General features: G+C 49.5%; 17 protein-coding genes and 1 riboswitch. Of the genes, 7 read left to right on the forward strand and 10 right to left on the reverse strand.

Annotated elements, in window-relative coordinates:
• Window positions 1-15: 15 nt before the first annotated feature.
• The 4 genes from J5224_RS00310 to J5224_RS00325 are packed head-to-tail and all read right to left on the reverse strand — an operon-like array spanning window position 16 to window position 4,462.
• Complete coding sequence (locus J5224_RS00310) at window positions 16-1,158, reverse strand: response regulator (protein WP_264623446.1); 1,143 nt, start codon at window positions 1,156-1,158, stop codon at window positions 16-18.
• A complete protein-coding gene (locus tag J5224_RS00315; protein WP_264623447.1) occupies window positions 1,151-2,248 on the reverse strand; it encodes a response regulator in 1,098 nt (365 codons plus the stop codon). Before J5224_RS00315 ends, J5224_RS00310 begins: the two co-directional genes overlap by 8 nt.
• Window positions 2,239-3,363 carry a sensor histidine kinase gene (locus J5224_RS00320; protein WP_264623448.1) on the reverse strand — a complete coding sequence of 375 codons (1,125 nt, stop codon included), beginning with the start codon at window positions 3,361-3,363 and terminating at the stop codon, window positions 2,239-2,241. The genes J5224_RS00315 and J5224_RS00320 overlap by 10 nt, the downstream gene beginning before the upstream one ends.
• Window positions 3,353-4,462, reverse strand: a complete 1,110-nt coding sequence (locus J5224_RS00325) for an FIST N-terminal domain-containing protein (protein ID WP_264623449.1) — start codon at window positions 4,460-4,462, stop codon at window positions 3,353-3,355. The genes J5224_RS00320 and J5224_RS00325 overlap by 11 nt, the downstream gene beginning before the upstream one ends.
• A gap of 322 nt (window positions 4,463-4,784) precedes the next feature.
• On the opposite strand from J5224_RS00325, the gene J5224_RS00330 reads away from it, so the two are divergent.
• Window positions 4,785-5,555: a YdcF family protein gene (locus tag J5224_RS00330; RefSeq protein ID WP_264623450.1), complete on the forward strand. Its 771-nt coding sequence runs from the start codon at window positions 4,785-4,787 to the stop codon at window positions 5,553-5,555.
• Window positions 5,556-5,612: 57 nt separating this feature from the next.
• On the opposite strand, the gene J5224_RS00335 is transcribed toward J5224_RS00330, so the two are convergent.
• From J5224_RS00335 to J5224_RS00345, 3 genes are all read right to left on the reverse strand, one after another.
• A complete protein-coding gene (locus tag J5224_RS00335; protein WP_264623451.1) occupies window positions 5,613-6,923 on the reverse strand; it encodes a glycoside hydrolase family 28 protein in 1,311 nt (436 codons plus the stop codon).
• A gap of 188 nt (window positions 6,924-7,111) precedes the next feature.
• Complete coding sequence (locus J5224_RS00340) at window positions 7,112-7,501, reverse strand: SHOCT domain-containing protein (RefSeq protein ID WP_264623452.1); 390 nt, start codon at window positions 7,499-7,501, stop codon at window positions 7,112-7,114.
• Between the two features lie 297 nt (window positions 7,502-7,798).
• A complete protein-coding gene (locus J5224_RS00345) occupies window positions 7,799-8,044 on the reverse strand; it encodes a helix-turn-helix domain-containing protein (protein ID WP_264623453.1) in 246 nt (81 codons plus the stop codon).
• A 106-nt stretch (window positions 8,045-8,150) separates the two neighbouring features.
• On the opposite strand from J5224_RS00345, the gene J5224_RS00350 reads away from it, so the two are divergent.
• Complete coding sequence (locus tag J5224_RS00350; RefSeq protein ID WP_264623454.1) at window positions 8,151-8,369, forward strand: helix-turn-helix domain-containing protein; 219 nt, start codon at window positions 8,151-8,153, stop codon at window positions 8,367-8,369.
• Between the two features lie 184 nt (window positions 8,370-8,553).
• Window positions 8,554-9,330 carry a DUF3750 domain-containing protein gene (locus J5224_RS00355; RefSeq protein WP_264623455.1) on the forward strand — a complete coding sequence of 259 codons (777 nt, stop codon included), beginning with the start codon at window positions 8,554-8,556 and terminating at the stop codon, window positions 9,328-9,330.
• Between the two features lie 43 nt (window positions 9,331-9,373).
• Here the strand turns inward: J5224_RS00355 and J5224_RS00360 are convergent, their stop codons facing one another.
• Entirely contained in the window at window positions 9,374-9,931 is a 558-nt protein-coding gene (locus J5224_RS00360) for a helix-turn-helix domain-containing protein (RefSeq protein WP_264623456.1), read from the reverse strand.
• A 123-nt stretch (window positions 9,932-10,054) separates the two neighbouring features.
• Between J5224_RS00360 and J5224_RS00365 the strand changes: the two genes are divergently transcribed.
• Window positions 10,055-10,939 carry a DMT family transporter gene (locus J5224_RS00365; RefSeq protein ID WP_264623457.1) on the forward strand — a complete coding sequence of 295 codons (885 nt, stop codon included), beginning with the start codon at window positions 10,055-10,057 and terminating at the stop codon, window positions 10,937-10,939.
• Window positions 10,940-11,105: 166 nt separating this feature from the next.
• Entirely contained in the window at window positions 11,106-11,504 is a 399-nt protein-coding gene (locus J5224_RS00370; RefSeq protein WP_264623458.1) for a VOC family protein, read from the forward strand.
• 256 nt (window positions 11,505-11,760) lie between these two features.
• Here J5224_RS00370 and J5224_RS00375 read toward each other — a convergent pair whose 3' ends face one another.
• Entirely contained in the window at window positions 11,761-12,159 is a 399-nt protein-coding gene (locus J5224_RS00375) for an H-NS family nucleoid-associated regulatory protein (RefSeq protein ID WP_264623459.1), read from the reverse strand.
• 571 nt (window positions 12,160-12,730) lie between these two features.
• Window positions 12,731-12,827, forward strand: a riboswitch (TPP riboswitch).
• A gap of 37 nt (window positions 12,828-12,864) precedes the next feature.
• On the opposite strand from J5224_RS00375, the gene thiM reads away from it, so the two are divergent.
• Window positions 12,865-13,668 (forward strand): hydroxyethylthiazole kinase, encoded by an 804-nt coding sequence (gene thiM / locus J5224_RS00380; RefSeq protein WP_264623671.1) that lies wholly within the window; start codon window positions 12,865-12,867, stop codon window positions 13,666-13,668.
• On the forward strand, window positions 13,656-14,480 hold the full coding sequence (gene thiD, locus J5224_RS00385) for a bifunctional hydroxymethylpyrimidine kinase/phosphomethylpyrimidine kinase (protein WP_264623460.1): 825 nt from the start codon (window positions 13,656-13,658) through the stop codon (window positions 14,478-14,480). Before thiM ends, thiD begins: the two co-directional genes overlap by 13 nt.
• Before the next feature lie 64 nt (window positions 14,481-14,544).
• Here the strand turns inward: thiD and J5224_RS00390 are convergent, their stop codons facing one another.
• Window positions 14,545-15,513: an acyltransferase family protein gene (locus J5224_RS00390; RefSeq protein ID WP_264623461.1), complete on the reverse strand. Its 969-nt coding sequence runs from the start codon at window positions 15,511-15,513 to the stop codon at window positions 14,545-14,547.
• Between the last annotated feature and the right edge of the window lie 366 nt (window positions 15,514-15,879).

A 15,879-nucleotide genomic window follows, 5' to 3' on the forward strand; every position in this document is an offset into this window, starting at 1 on the left:
TGATATGCAAAACATTCATCCTGCAGCGGCATCAGAACTGGTAACACAAACCTGAATGGGTTCCTTGATGGCTTCTAAGCTGAGGAGTCGTTGCAGTGCAGCAATGGCGGTATCGGTAAGCTCATGTCCCTTGGTGAGAACCATCAAATCATTTGTGGTGCGGATGTCTTCATCAATGACCCAGCCAGGTTTTAATTCACGAATGCGTACCGTACGGACACCGGCCATGTTAGCGCGAAAATCGGTGAGGCTTTTGATGATGTATTCTGGGATGGCTGGCTTGATGGCATTGAGAATTTCCCGTGGATGCTCCAGCCCCTTTCCTCTGGCGGCATGACGTTCAAGTTCGAGGGCTGCGCGCAAGAGATGAGACCCTCGCATAACTTCAGTCGTGGCATCGGCGGGAGCCATGGTCGCTTGGTATCGAATAATTTCGGCTACTGGTTCAAGGCGGGGAATGTTTTTTACTAAGCGAGCCGCGACATCAGGATGTTCTTGAAGTAGTTTTTTTTCTTCCGCAGAAAGTGTGCGTTGTGCGGCGTCAGCCTGAACGATATCGATAGGAATTCCCACACAGCCGATTTGGCTCAGTGATGCGGCAATGGTGTAAATCCATCCATCGGGCCATTCCAGTTTGAGCAGTGCATGACGAACACAGGACTGAGCAAATGCGGCCCGTTGGAAAGCCCAGGGCGCTACCATGGCGAGCACTTCTGTCAGTGTTTTTACGGATGCGCTGAGCGTGGTTTCCAGGAGTTCTTTTTCTACACGAATAAGGCGGTGCTGACTGACGGCATCATTCAACGCTGAAACCAATTCTTCCTTGGGACAGGGTTTGCAGAGGTAGCGAAAGATCGCGCCTTTGTTTATTGCTGCAATCGAGGATTCAACATCGGCCTGGCCTGTAAGGAGAATACGTACGCTGTCTGGAGAAATTTCCCGCGCTTTAGCAAGGAAGACTGCGCCATCCATACCGGGCATACGCATATCTGACATGATCACCGCAAATGGCTCACCCCAACGAACGGCATCCAAGCCAGCCTCACCACTGCGAGCCGTTACGACGTCAAATTCACCAAAAAGACTGCGTTCCATTGCGGCGAGGACATTGGGTTCATCGTCTACGCAGAGCACCCGGGGTAAGGCAGTTTCAGTCATGATGTGTTTCCTTTATTTGGGTAAGCATGTCTTGCCATAAGGTTTGCTGGTTAAGCATGCCGGTTTGTTCGAGATAGCCCAGGTCGAGAGGGGTGTTGTTGGCGAGGGCAACGCCTACGTGCACAGCGCCAACGACGTTAAATGTCTTATCTGTGGCGAGGGAGGGCTGAACGTGATATGCCACGGCTTCCACGATATCCATCGGCAAGCCCCACAATGCCATCAGATATGCACTGACTGCGGCGTGTACCGCGATAGTATTGTGCGTGAGTACGAATGCGTTATTGGGCTCTCTCATTTCAGGTATCAGTCGCGCAATATTGGCAAGCAGTGCGGCCGTTTGCGCTCCCCCTTGATGATCCGATATCTGCGCCGCCAACGTTGAAGCAAGCAGGGCGCGTTGTTGTAGCTGAGCAACATAGCGATCTGTTTTAGCCTCAGCAAAGATCTGAGAAGCCAATACCAGTAACTTAACCTGCTCCAGGCCCAAATGTGAGATGGCATTTCCAATATCTGTGATGCGTCCCCCTCGAGTGAAATAGCTTGAGTTCGCCAGTTGTAAAATTTTTGCGCTCAAGGCGGGATCGCTACTCAGCAACTTGGTGATCTGTCGCGTATCACTGTCAACCTGAGTGATGAGGCGGGAGACTTCAATAAACACGTCAGGCGCTGCGGGTAGATAGCTGGTGCGGCCGACAACGTCGATCATGGCGGGCGCTTGCAGCCTATCGCGCAGGAGTAGAATATTGTTTATCGTCGCTATTAATGTCGTGCTGTCACACGGTTTGGAAATAAATCGGTGAGCGACAGCCAGCATGCGTGTCGTCGCATCAGGGGCAGAATACCCAGATAAGATGATACGTATTGTGCCAGGCCAATGGTGTCTTACCTGTGAGAGTAATTCAGCACCATCCATGAAGGGCATTCGCATGTCAGATACCACCACATCGGCTGGTTTTTCTTCCAGCATCGTGAGCGCTTGTTTGCCACTGTTGGCAAATCGATATTCCCATTCGATGTCTTCTACTAGGAGTGCCCGCTCAATACCTGAGAGCACTCGAATTTCATCATCGACGAACATCACTTGCATGCAGGGGATTCCTCTTGAGGCGAGTTAAGGGGTAATAGCAGAATGAATGTTGTCCCCACGCCTTCCTCTGACTCACATCGGATCTGTCCTTTATGCTTATCAACTACCGTTGAATAGACAATGGAGAGTCCTTGACCTGTCCCTTTGCCTACGGCTTTGGTTGTGAAAAAGGGGTCGAATATCCGGTCTCGGATCCCAACGGGAATGCCGCTCCCGTCGTCTTTAACCCGGATCTCTATGTGCTCACCGTTGAGTGCTGCGGAGATAATAATATGGCCTTTTTCTTTAATGCCTTGCTGAATGGTATCTGCAATAGCGTGGGCTGCATTCACTATCAGATTTAGAATAGCCTGCCCAATGGCGTCTCTCAGACAGGGGAGCTTGGGTAATTCATGCTCAAAGTGTGTCTCTAGTTCAGCAACGTATTTCCATTCATTACGGGCGACGGTTGCTGTGGTGTTGATCACATCGCGGACGTCGACCATTTCTTTTTCATTGTGCGAAGGATGCGAGAATTCTTTCATGGCAGCCACAATCTTGGTGATATGCCCAAGGCCTTCCAACGATTCATCTAAGGCGCTTGGGAGTTGGCGGCATAAGAATTCCACTTTCGTTCGTTTTCGGAGGGTGTCGAACTCCCTTAGGGGGGGGTCTTCAGCGAGTTTCTCCCGTGTTGTATCGATCAGTGCCAGCGCCGTGTCCAACAAAGCGATCAGTGACGTTGTTGCTGTTTTAACAAAGCCCACGTTGTCACAAACGTATTGTGTCGGTGTATTTATTTCGTGGGCAATCCCCGCCGCGAGTTGCCCAATGGATTCCATCTTTTGTGCTTGTAGCAATTGAACTTGGGTTAAACGAAGCTCTTTCAGTGCTTTTTCTAACTCGTAACGTTCATTTTCTAATTCCAACGTTTTACGGGCGACCACTTTTTCCAAGCCTACATTTTGCCTCAGTATTGCGAAAGGCGTGGCATGATCTTGCGCTGTCTCTCGCAAGATACGGCGCTTTAGCACATCAATCGTTTTGTCTCTGGCGGCTAATTTGCGCTCGAACTCGGCGATAGACATGGCAGAGGATGCGGAAAATGTTCCTTCAGTCAATTCACTATCCTCCAATGGCGATTCCCGTGAATGTTTGATTCACGTGCAATCCGTTGTATTGCTCTCCGTATGTGGAAAATCCTACAACGCGGTTTTGCACCATAACGTTGGCGATCTGTTGTTCGAGGCCTTCTTGCTCAAACTGGATACGGCGTAGAATGCAATCACATCCGATGATGACGGGGTCAGGGAGGGTCTCGCGAACCTTACTGAAGGCACATTCAAGGGTTTGGACGGGATCTTCCGCTTTACCGATAGAAACGATAAGGCCTTCTTCAATCGCGCAGTAACAGGTAAGTGATAAATCGGCGTTCCATTTTTGAATAGAACGGACATAAGGGTCATCACCAAAGGAAAGCACAAGTGGGTGACGGGAAAAGACGGTTGGGGTCAATTCAGATACGGTTAACCCGAGGGCTTGTGCGTAAGCAAACGCAGCGGGTTCACCGTTTATTTCAAAAATAAGCCGTCTTTCTGGATCGGCTTCAGTGATAACGAGTTCAATCTTGCTGGGTCTAAAATGCTGTACTTTAAATGTCACGATGGTTGATTGGGTTTCAATAACAGCAAATACGGCTGCATCAGAAATAAAGCGGCCATCGCCATCATAAACATACGCTTTCTCGAAACGCAGGTTATCGCCTGCGGAGCCACCAATAATCGGGATATTGCCTATCTGCTGGTACAGACTTGCAGTCAAACGTTCTTCAATCATTGATAGACCATCGACCAGCAGCAGACTAAAACGATGAAGCGTTGGCCTGTCCTCACAATCGCGATGAATCACTTCGGCAATGTCAGAGACCATTTCGGCATAGTTTTTTAAAGGGTGGATTGTGAAGGTGTGGGCGCTAAAATTCTTGTTCAGGCCCAACCCTACCAACCCGGTATGCTGAAACCCTTGGGTACCGATTTGCCCGGAAGAGGTACAACCGATACACGTGCAGGAGAAGGATTTTTTTAATTCTTGACCTAAAACGTCTAAATCGTAATCAGGAGAGCAGAAAAAAATCACCGTTTTAATATCTTCATGATTAAGTATTTTTGCAAATTCGGCGACTGCCTGGATAGGATCCGGTGACTTACTACTGGCGTACTTGAGTTGAAAATTCATGAGAATGCTCCCGCGCTATTAAGCAGAAACTTTTGCATGAATTTCTGCGAGATCCTGTTATCTCTATGAAAATAGTTCAGAGGGTCAGATAGTCAAGAGCCAGCGTTTTTTTTGTTTCAGATACCGCTTTTTTTTTATTTTCAGACAGGATACAAAAAAATATTGTCATGGTGAGTGCACAATCACTACGCCTTTTCTACTGAGCTTATTTCGGCGTTGTCATCCGGTAAGTGCCGACTTATTCTATTGATTCTCTGTCTTAAACTAGCATCTTGTTGCCGACGATGTTGCTTTCTGTGCATTCAATAGGGTAGAAAACGCAATGTATCTGTCTGATGAAGCCATTCGCGATTTGAATACGCTGGCGGGGTGGTTAGCCCTTGACGATCTCAGCGCTCGAGAAACGCTGAACCCAGAACTGCTGATTTTGGCGGGGCACGCCATTATGCCGAACATTATCGGCGCGCTTGATCTTGCCGCAAAAACCGGCATTCCTGTGTTACTCAGCGGTGGTATTGGTCATTCAACGACGTTGTTACAGCAGGCGGTAAAACAGGACCCGCTCACAGCTACGATTGAGACCGAAGGGAGGGGGGAAGCGGATATTCTTGGCGAGATCGCGCATCAGGTTTTTGCAATCCCTTGGGAAAACATTGAGATAGAAAATCGCTCTACCAACTGTGGCCAAAATGCGGACTTCAGCAGAGACACGCTATTGGCCCAGTCATCTATTCCCGCGACGATACTGCTGGTGCAGGATCCGCTGATGCAGCGCAGAACGTTTGAATCTTTTCAGCACAGTTGGCGGCAGAAAAATTTAACCAGTCGATTTATCAACTGGCCGGTATTTGTGCCGCATGTCGTCAAGGTGGACGATTCCCTGGTGATCACCGGCGGACAACGTGCAGGCATATGGACGATTGAACGCTACATCGCCATGATCTTAGGTGAGGTCAAGCGCCTGCGCGATGATGAAACCGGTTACGGGCCAGCAGGAGCTGGTTTTATCGACCATGTTGATATTCCTGACGCGGTTGAAAATGCCTGGCGGCGGCTTACTGCAAACAACAAACTGTTGGTGAGCGTCAGATAAATCTGCCGCCGGATCGCACCGACGACAGCGTCAGGGGGTCAGGTTGGGTTACGGGAGCTATTGACGTGTCGTTGGGAAAGGCAACCATTTATCTTCACAGGCATACGCCGTTTTCACCGCAGTTGCATTCGCGATGGTCGATGGCGCTGGCGTCAAGCCGCCTTCGGCCACATGAACAATGACGTTTTGTTGATGCCAGCCCTGAAGATTATCGATTTTCACACCGTCAAAGGTCACATCAAGGGGATGGTCACTGTCATAGCCGTTAAGTACCACCTTGCCGCCGTTACCGGACACATTTTTCAGCGAAATATGGTGGTACCAGGGAATAAAGTTGCCCTTTTTGCCTTCATAAGCCGTATCCAGCGTAATCGGCCATTTGTTATTGCGCAAACACACATTCTCAACCTTGACGTTTTCAACGATTCCACCGCGGCTGGAATCACTTTTAATTCTGATGCCTGAGGTTGTGCCATCCAGCGTAAGATCTTTAATCAGAATATCGCTGATGCCGCTGTTGGTTTCACTGCCGATAGACATACCGTGACCGGAATAGAAGTGGTTATCCAGAATAGAGATGAAACGCGTTGGCCCGCTGTTGCCTGCTTTAATTGCTATGTTGTCATCACCGGTGCGGATAACGCTTTTGGCTATCGTTACATCGGTTGCCGCACCCGGATCGATACCGTCGGTATTACGCGCATCCGCTGGCGTATCAATAACAATTCCCCACACCGTGATCCCCTGAACCTTATTCAGCACCAGATGAAAGTTAGGCGAGTTGGTTAAACGGATGTGATAAAAGGTCAGGTTTTTGGCATTATCGACCTGAATAAGACGAGGCACGTTCTGGTTACCCCCTTCCTTTTGCGCGCGTCGCGCCAACTGCCACCAGGTTTCAGTTTTACCCTCCATGATCTGGTTGCCACGCCCATCAATCGTCCCTTCGCCGACCAGTCCGCCGCCCTGCACGTTCTCAATATGAATAAAAGGCTGACATTGCCCTTTCTGGTTGCTGAGCGTGCCGCAAATACCACGGCCTTTATCGTAATCGGCGGGGTTGGCAGAAGCCGCGAGCACGGTACCTTTATCCACCCACAGCCATATGCCGGAACGTATACTCAGCGGGCCGCTTAGAAAGGTATTTTGACCGTTGGCGGCAGTGAGTTTCACGGCTTGCCCCGCAGGGCAACGATCGATGGCCTGTTGGATCCGTTGCTGATTATTTCCCGGTTCGGGTGTCAGCGTAGTACAACTCTGCTGCGGATAGGTGGGTTCCTGTACCTGGCGGCGATCGGCGGCGTGCGCGATACTCAATAAAAACGCGGGGCAAAGCGACAGTATCGTTGTGAGTGTTTTTACTTTCATCGGTGTAGCCTGTTAACCATCATCCACGGTAAATACGTTGTTTTCGTCCAGACTATAATTACAACAGAACCACGAGTACTGCTCTCTCGTGGCCACGTAAGGAAGTGTCACAAAGTAATACTTCGTTTATCGCTATCGTCTGTTACGCTGTCGCTGAAAAATAAATATCGGCATGTGGATGATATCTATCAAGCCAAGGCTTTCGCCTTCAGTTTTTGGTATTCCTCTTCCGTAACGATGCCATCATCTAACAACTTTTTAGCATCTGATATCTGTTCGGCGGGCGATTTCCCCGCTACCTCACGAATATACTCGTTGGTGGCTGAAACGGATTTTTTTACCTGCGCGCGATGTCGCTCAGCCATGCCCTTGCCACGCACGATAAGGTAGATGAGAGAAGTAAGTAGCGGAATAAACAGTAAGAAAACAATCCACGCCGCTTTGTAAAGACCGCTGACTTCCTGATCGCGAAACAGGTCGGATACGACCTGGAAAAGAATAAAAAGATAGGCAATAAAAAAGAACAGTGAAAATGCCGTGACCAATATATCCCACAGCGTCAGTAGGTGCGTTGCCATTTTTGTGTTTCCTCTGGATTTAATTAATTAAATCAGGCATCGAGATGAACATAACAAAGGTATATACCCGTCATACTTCACGTTGCAGGTACGTTGGCTGCACTCGCTCACCCGAATCACTTACTTGAGTAAGCTCATCGGGACTCCCTCATTTGCCGCCTTCCTGCAACGCGAATTATTTAGGGTATAGCACAAATTTATTTTTTCCACACAACAGGGAAAAATAGAAACGAGGGGAGACTATTATGGAGAATGGATGAATAAGAGACGAAGAATAACTGCCAAAGGCATAGCGCGCTATTGATCTGCTGCCTGAGCGTCATCTTCAAAAGCAAACAGTGTAACCAGATCGATGTGTAACCCAACGGCGATGATATAGAGCACTTCCAGCGTTGGATTGCGCACACCACGCTCAACGCCGCTGAGGTATGTGCGGTCCAACCCACATTTTTCAGCAAAAGCTTCTTGCGACAGATTCGCCTGCAATCTGAGTGATCTTACGCGCTGGCCCAGACGGGCCTTGATGGAATTGGATATTTTCATGGAGTAAGCATTGTTTTTTGATGCTTATCAGTCCACGGACTATTAGTCACAACAGTAAGATTTTGTGGTAACGTAGTGACTCATAGTCAACGAACCGGAGGCGTAAATGGAAAAACAGGATTGGCACCCAGCAGATATCATTGCTGCCATAAAGAGGAGGGGGACGTCGCTGGCGGCATTATCTCGGGCATCTGGGCTGGCGTCATCAACGCTAGCGAATGCACTCACGCGACGGTGGCCTAAAGGGGAGCGGCTTATCGCACAAGCGATAAACGTGAGCCCGGAAGAGATCTGGCCTTCACGCTACCTAAAAAATCGCCGTTAAGCGGGGCGGCGAAGCCGTCATCCGTCTTACGCGGGTGACGGAGATTGCCTCATGTTCGACACCGGTGTGGCATCATGGTCACTCTGCGCGTTTTTACGGCGAAAGGTATTGCTGACAGCCTTGATTTCTTTGATGATGCGACAATGAAGCGTTATTTGTTGCTGTCATTAACAGGGTAGGGTTGATGAAGTTTACCAAAATCGTAGGTGTGGCCATCGTTAGTATATTGCTGCTGTCATTCTGGCAAAGCTGGGCGCACTCGACGCGCGGTGGTGAAGCGATGAGCGGTCAGGGATGGTGGTCTGCTCGGCGTGATTCCGCTGGCGTTGCGCCCGATCCCGTGCGTTGGCGTGATACCGCTATTGTTCAAGTGTATGCTGCGCCGACCTATGGTTGGCGTGGTCTGGTGGCAGTTCACCCTTGGATTATCCTGAAAGCCAAAGGTGAAACCCGCTACCGGCGTTATGAAGTGATCAGTTGGGGAAGCGACAATGTGGTACGCCTGAATTACACCTTACCGGACGGGTTCTGGTACGGGGCCACGCCGAAACTGCTGGTTGAACATCGCGGTGAGGCAGCGCAGGTGATGATCCCGCAGATCGATGCCGCGATCAAAAGCTATCCCTGGCCGCAGACCTATCGCGCTTGGCCTGGACCGAACAGCAATACCTTTCTCGCGCACATTGGTCGTGAAGTACCGGCCTTAAAGCTTGATATGCCTGCCAATGCCATTGGTAAAGATTATCGCTCAATCGTGAATCCGGTGGGGTTGGCCCCTTCTGGCAGCGGCGTTCAGATTTCGGTTCTGGGGGCGCTGGGCGTGACGCTGGCACTGGAAGAAGGCCTGGAAGTGAACCTGCTAGGGATGAACCTGGGCATTGATGTGAATCCACCGGCGTTGCGCCTGCCTTTCATTGGCCGATTAGGTTTTGACAATGTGGATCAGCAGCAAGAACGCTGACGCTAAAAGGCGTGGTGCGAGAGCCGATGTGCCCTGCGCCCCGCTATGGGTGCTCAATAATCATCACCGCGCAGGTATCTTCCTCCAATGCTTCGAAGGTGTGCGGCGCATCGGCGGCATAGCTGATGTAATCTCCGGCGTTAAGCGCAATTTCATGCCCTTCAGGACCCAGCACGGCTCGTCCACGGCTAATCATGACATGCTCCAGCGTGCCGGGTTGATGGGGGACAGAGCGGCGTACGCTGCCCGGCTGCGCTGTCACGCGGTAGATATCGCGTTGCATGCCTCTCGGACAGACGGCGAGCAGTGTCACAAAATAATGTGCCTGTTCAGCGGCGACAATTTCCCCCTCATGGGCACGGATTACCTTCACGTGGGGCTGCGGTGCTGCAATCAACTGCGTGACCTGCACATCCAGCGCCAGCGCCAGTGCCCACAGCGTTTCCAGGCTGGGATTACCGCTGCCTGACTCCAATTGAGATAGCGTCGATTTTGCGATACCGGCACGTTTGGCCAGTTCGCTGACGGAAATACCTATCCGCTCGCGTTCACGTTTTACCGCTACGGCGAGAATCCCTATCGGCGTTGATGAAGGTTGCATGTCGTTCTCCATAAAAAACGATCGTTCTGTTTGACAGTCGATATTGCGATAGCCATTATACCATTCGTTCTTTTTATCGAACAGTCGTTCGTTATGTTATTTATTGTATGCGAGGTAATCGATATGGCATCCGATCAACGTGCCGAGTGGGGAGCGGGATCGCTAAAAATGGCGATAGCCATGATCATTTCAGGAACGGTGGGATGGTTTGTGTTAGCCACTGACTTATCTGCGTTAACGGTGGTCTTTTGGCGCTGCGTTTTCGGCATGGTAGCCATGGCACTGGTCTGTGCGACGCAAGGTCTTTTGCGTCGTGGCATGCTTGCACGTAGGCAGTTTTACTGGATTATGGTAGGTGGCGTCACTCTGACGCTCAATTGGATTTGTCTGTTTATCGCGTATGCGCAGACGTCTATTGCCGTCGCAACCATAACCTACCATGTACAGCCGTTTATTTTGGTTGCGCTAGGGGCGTTGCTATTCAATGAAACTCTGACACGTTATAAGCTCGGTTGGATGGTCATTGCCTTTTCCGGTGTGGCACTGATTATGTTGGGAGGTCAGCAGCAGGATCAGGATTCCGGCCAATACCTCTATGGGGTAGGGTTTGCATTGGCTGCCGCCTTTTTTTACGCCATCACAGCAACAATTACCAAGGCGTTGCGCGATGTGTCTCCTTGCCTGATGGTGTTTATTCAGTTAGGGGTTGGCTGCGTGATGTTGCTGCCTTTCGTTTCGCTGCCCACGACATCCTTTTCCAGCGCTGTCTGGGGGCTGCTGGTCGTGATTGGCTTTGTGCATACTGGCCTGATGTCTGTACTACTTTACAGCGCAGTGCAAAAAATCCCGACAATATTGGTCGGCGGGCTCGCGTTTATCTACCCTGTCGTGGCTATTTTTGTCGATGCCTGGGTGTTGCATCGGCCATTAAATGGGTGGCAGTTGACAGGCACCCTGATCGTTTTGGCTGCGGTTGCGGGTATTAATATCCGTAATCTTCCTCATTAACGCGTTATTCTGGCCTGCATTAATGTTGACCAGGGTCAGCATCTGGTAGGGCGAGTTCAGGCTACGATGCGGCAGCATTGCGATATTTTTTCGCTATACCCGTCATACTTCAAGTTGCAGGTGTAATGTGCAGGCGGTTTCGTGTTTATAACAGGGGGAACGTTCAATGCTAGATCATTTAAGTGTTCCGGTGACAGATATTGATCGCAGTCGACAGTTTTATGAAAGCGCGTTGGCACCGTTAGGTTATCGTCTGATTAAAGATTTTAATCATGCAGTAAGTTTTGGCGTGTTGGAAGGATATGGAAAGTCCAGCGATCCTGGCGGCGAATTTTGGATCTATCAAGGAAAAGCATTACCTTGTCCGGCGGCGCATTTTGCTTTTAGTGCTGAGACGCGTGATGTTGTTGATGCGTTTTATCGCGCGGCAATCGAGGCAGGCGGACAGGATAATGGTAAGCCTGGAATTCGAGAGCTGTATCATGCCCATTATTATGCGGCATTCGTGCGCGATCCTGATGGATATAACATCGAAGCTGTCTTTCATCGCAGTATTGCGTCTTAGGGATATCGCTTCTTTTGTTGGCTGCAAACGATCAAAGAAAATCGGATCCTGATTGATACGCATGCTAATACACCTGCGGTATTAATTTTTCCGTCATTTTAATCAGGTCTTTGGGGGATAAAACGTTTTGTCGAGGAAGGCGAAACGCAGGTGAAGATAACGATTACAGATTAGAAAAGATATGCATGGAGTACAACATTACTCCATGCATAACAAGACAAGTGACGCGCGCTAATACGGCAAGGAAGAGAACAAATTAAATCTCGAAATCTTCCAGCGTTTTGCTTCCGCCATCAATGGCTTCACGGATTGCTTTCGGCGTACGGCCTTGGCCAGTCCAGGTTTGCTCGGTGCCATTCTCATCAATATATTTATATTTTGCCGGACGAGGATCGCGTTTGGCCTTGGCCGGTTTGGATTTCACGCTCTCCAGCAGTTCAGCCGGATCAATGCCGTCTTCAAGAAGTTGAGCACGAATGGCATCCAGTTTTGCCAAACGTTCTGCCTGCTCTTTCTGAATTTTGCTGTCTTCTTCGCGGCGCTCTTCCACAATTGCAGTGAATTTGCTTAACAGTTCTTCCAGGGTTTCAAGATCGGTATCTCGGGCCTGAGCGCGAAGAGTACGAATATTACTTAGCACGTCAAAACTCATCATGGTGTTCCTTTAAAAAGAAGAGACATTATTAGCTTACAAGATATTTTTTGATTTTCCAATATACACCAGATACGCCGGCATGAAATATTTTTTTATAGCGTCTTATGTAAAAAAATGCGTAACACGAGGTGTGGGGAAAGCAGGAGCGTTAATCGTTAGCTGGTTAATAACACAACGCCTCGTAGTTTCCACTATTTATTAATTTCCCCACTTAACCACCCATACTTAAGCGGGCTTGTCTGCTCATGGTATTGGTATACCTAATCCTTTCGCCGTGTCAAATTATCGGGGCGATCTCATGTTTCCCCTGTGCATAACACTAATTATTTAAGGGTATAAGCGCCATGTAGAAGAATATAATGCCAGCCTGGGCACACGCAGGTAGGGAAAGGGACTGGGTGGGCATGTGTGAAAAACTGACCCTACTGCTTTCCTTTTACTCTGCGGTGAATGAATGTCTGGTCTGGCAATCGCCCTTTGGCGGGAGGCGAATACAAATCAATTTACACACGTTGTTTTGATGATTATCCTGAATATGTTTTGCTGTGGCAGTACCACAGTAAATTGATGTTGCGATGACTCGGGGTGCCCTTCTTTGTGAAGGCTGAGAAATACCCGTACCACCTGATCTGGATAATGCCAGCGTAGGGAAGTCTCGGTATTCCGATCGGCTACCGTCTTCTTGCACGCCGGTTGGGAGTAATGATGAACGACCAGCCCACCGATTTTTCTGCTGCCCACGCGGCGGCATTTTTGCTCGATTTCTCAACGGCTTCGCCGTTAGTCCATTGCCTGACCAATGATGTGGTCCAGTCTTTTACCGCCAATGTGTTGTTGGCGCTCGGGGCATCCCCGGCGATGGTGGTGGATCCGGGAGAGGCGGCACAGTTTGCTACGTTGGCCGATGCGCTTCTGATTAACGTGGGGACGTTAGAATCCACGCGCGCCGATGCCATGTTGGCTGCGGTGCAGAGCGCTAATCAAGCGGGAAAACCCTGGGTGCTGGACCCCGTCGCGGTTGGCGGGTTGCGCTTTCGCACTGATTTTGTACACAAATTGCTGCCTTACAAACCGGCGGCGATTCGCGGTAATGCCTCGGAAATTATCGCACTGTCTGGCGTCGCTTCTCAGGGCCGAGGCGTTGACAGTCATGATGCCTCCTTTACTGCCATCCCGGCTGCACGCGAACTGGCGACGCGTTGGTCAACCGTGGTAGCGGTGACGGGGGAAGTGGACTACGTCACCGACGGTGTGCGCGTCTGCGCGGTAAACGGTGGTCATGCGGTGATGACGCGTGTGGTGGGTACCGGGTGCGCACTCTCCGCCGTCGTTGCGGCATTTTGTGCACGCGGCGGGGACATGCTCTTTCAGGTTGCAACAGCGTGTGCCGTAATGGCGCAGGCAGGGGAGCGTGCCGCTGCGCAGTCCAGCGGGCCGGGCAGTTTTACACCTGCATTTTTGGATGCGCTTGCGCTATTGCGTCAGGAGGCACAGGCATGCGCCTTATAAAAGAGAACGCTCCCCGAATAAATGCGTTAACGATAGCGGGCACCGATCCCAGCGGTGGTGCTGGGATCCAGGCTGATCTAAAAACGTTCTCTGCCCTGAGTGCCTATGGCACCAGTGTGATCACTGCGCTGGTGGCACAAAATACGCAGGGAGTGCAGTCGGTTTATCGTATCGAACCTGATTTTGTAGCGGCTCAACTGGATTCTGTATTGTGCGATGTGCGTATCGACAGTGCGAAGATCGGCATGCTGGCGCAAAGTGATATTGTTGAAGCCGTTGCGGAACGTCTGCAACGCTATGCTGTACCTTATATTGTGCTGGATACGGTGATGCTGGCGAAAAGCGGCGATCCGCTATTGGCACCTGAAGCGATCGCCGCGATCCGTGAGGTGCTGTTGCCGCGCGTGTCACTGATAACCCCTAATCTTCCGGAGGCGGCGGCGCTCTTGGCATGCAATGCGGCGACGACAGAAACGGAGATGAAAGCGCAAGGGCAAGGGTTGCTTGAGATGGGATGCCAAGCGGTGCTGATCAAAGGGGGCCATTTGAGTGACGCGGAGAGTCCGGACTGGCTGTTTCAACGCGGGCATGCACCGCAACGTTTCTGTGCGCCACGGGTAAACACCCGCCACACTCATGGCACAGGATGCACGCTGTCTGCGGCGCTGGCGGCGCTGCGCCCCCGGCACCACGATTGGGAAAATACGGTGCAAGCGGCGAAGCATTACCTCCAGTATGCATTACTGGCGGCTGATTCATTGGAGGTGGGTCAGGGAATTGGCCCCGTGCATCATTTTCACCAATGGTGGTAGTCGGTTATGGGGGATGCGGTCGGCGGTGATAAACCGCCGACTTTGCAGTTTGTTGCCTGTGGTTTCAGAAAGAGATGATCTTGGCGGTAAACCTGTTGAGCAAGAGCAAACGGCACAACAGCACTGATGCAATAAACACCAATACCAGCAGAACAAATTTCAGGTTGACGTAGTTAAAGTCATATAGCGTGCTAATGAAATAAAACACACTGTAATGTACAATATAGACACCGATCATGGCCGGGCCAATAAACTCGACGACGTGAGTTATAATTTTGTTTTTTATGGTGATATTTTCAAACACAATGAATAATGCCAAACACATGGTCAGCAGATGCAGATGTTCAAGAATCAGCCAGGGCGTGACAATATTTTGAGTGTGGGTTGACAGAAAGCGTTCGTAAAAGAACATCGAGATGCCTACGGGCACCACCATTATGCGAGCCAGCCAGATGATACCAGGTCGGTGAGTGAACAGCCTGCCTGCGGCGGTTCCCAGCATTCTTCCCACAATATAGTATCCCCCCCATACCCAGATAAATGAATAACTGTGTATAAAGAGTGGGTCATCGCGCATATCTAACGGGCTGAATATATCGAATAGAAAAATAATAGCGAGCAAGCTCGCAAAAAATGCCAATGTCATTTTTACATTATGCATTGCCTTAATGATAAGAGGGTAGATGATGTAAATTATGCCAATGGTTAACATTATTCCATTTTGCAGTATGTATCCCTGCTGAATATATTGGAATGTAATCAATGACAGGATAATATTCCAAAAGACGATGATGAATACCACGTTTTTAATTTTTATCCTGACCTCTTTTTTGGTCAGGTTGTCGATATTGTCAAAATAGCCAATAAGGATGAAAAACAATGGCTTGGCAATTGTTGAAAGGAAATAGAGAATGCTCATCGCGTTAGCATTAATAAAACATTCATTCACGCAAAGTTGACTGGCTGAGTAAAATGTGACAGCGGAAAAACAACTCAAACTTTTTAAGGCGTGTTGGCTGACATCTCTGATCATGACACATTCACCTTTAGCCGTAGGTCCTATGGTTATATCCCTGTTTTTCATGAAGATAAGCGTAGTGTTAAAACAGTTTCACGCCTAGTGAGGTGTTTGCGCGCAGCACGTTGCTACTGCATTTCTCTCCATTATTTCCTTATTTTACTTCATGATTTTTAATGTTTTTAGCAGCGCCATGTAATCAATATCCTAATTCTTTACGATTGATTGCTGTCGTCTGGATATTGCGACTTTTTATAATATTATTGAAGTGATAACCACAATAAATAGGCGTGAGTAATACTCACTACTCTCAAATCAGATATTTCTCTTAACGAAATCGTGTTGTTTGTATCCTTACAGAAAAAGAGTAGGTCAGAAAAT

The organism is Candidatus Symbiopectobacterium sp. NZEC135, from assembly GCF_025962695.1.

Coding starts and splice junctions, on each gene's coding strand:
- J5224_RS00310 (WP_264623446.1), bottom strand. CDS start 1,158: ATGACTGAAACTGCCTTACCCCGGGTGCTCTGCGTAGACGATGAACCC.
- J5224_RS00315 (WP_264623447.1), bottom strand. CDS start 2,248: ATGCAAGTGATGTTCGTCGATGATGAAATTCGAGTGCTCTCAGGTATT.
- J5224_RS00325 (WP_264623449.1), bottom strand. CDS start 4,462: ATGAATTTTCAACTCAAGTACGCCAGTAGTAAGTCACCGGATCCTATC.
- J5224_RS00330 (WP_264623450.1), top strand. CDS start 4,785: ATGTATCTGTCTGATGAAGCCATTCGCGATTTGAATACGCTGGCGGGG.
- J5224_RS00335 (WP_264623451.1), bottom strand. CDS start 6,923: ATGAAAGTAAAAACACTCACAACGATACTGTCGCTTTGCCCCGCGTTT.
- J5224_RS00340 (WP_264623452.1), bottom strand. CDS start 7,501: ATGGCAACGCACCTACTGACGCTGTGGGATATATTGGTCACGGCATTT.
- J5224_RS00345 (WP_264623453.1), bottom strand. CDS start 8,044: ATGAAAATATCCAATTCCATCAAGGCCCGTCTGGGCCAGCGCGTAAGA.
- J5224_RS00350 (WP_264623454.1), top strand. CDS start 8,151: ATGGAAAAACAGGATTGGCACCCAGCAGATATCATTGCTGCCATAAAG.
- J5224_RS00355 (WP_264623455.1), top strand. CDS start 8,554: ATGAAGTTTACCAAAATCGTAGGTGTGGCCATCGTTAGTATATTGCTG.
- J5224_RS00360 (WP_264623456.1), bottom strand. CDS start 9,931: ATGCAACCTTCATCAACGCCGATAGGGATTCTCGCCGTAGCGGTAAAA.
- J5224_RS00365 (WP_264623457.1), top strand. CDS start 10,055: ATGGCATCCGATCAACGTGCCGAGTGGGGAGCGGGATCGCTAAAAATG.
- J5224_RS00370 (WP_264623458.1), top strand. CDS start 11,106: ATGCTAGATCATTTAAGTGTTCCGGTGACAGATATTGATCGCAGTCGA.
- J5224_RS00375 (WP_264623459.1), bottom strand. CDS start 12,159: ATGATGAGTTTTGACGTGCTAAGTAATATTCGTACTCTTCGCGCTCAG.
- thiM (WP_264623671.1), top strand. CDS start 12,865: ATGAACGACCAGCCCACCGATTTTTCTGCTGCCCACGCGGCGGCATTT.
- thiD (WP_264623460.1), top strand. CDS start 13,656: ATGCGCCTTATAAAAGAGAACGCTCCCCGAATAAATGCGTTAACGATA.
- J5224_RS00390 (WP_264623461.1), bottom strand. CDS start 15,513: ATGATCAGAGATGTCAGCCAACACGCCTTAAAAAGTTTGAGTTGTTTT.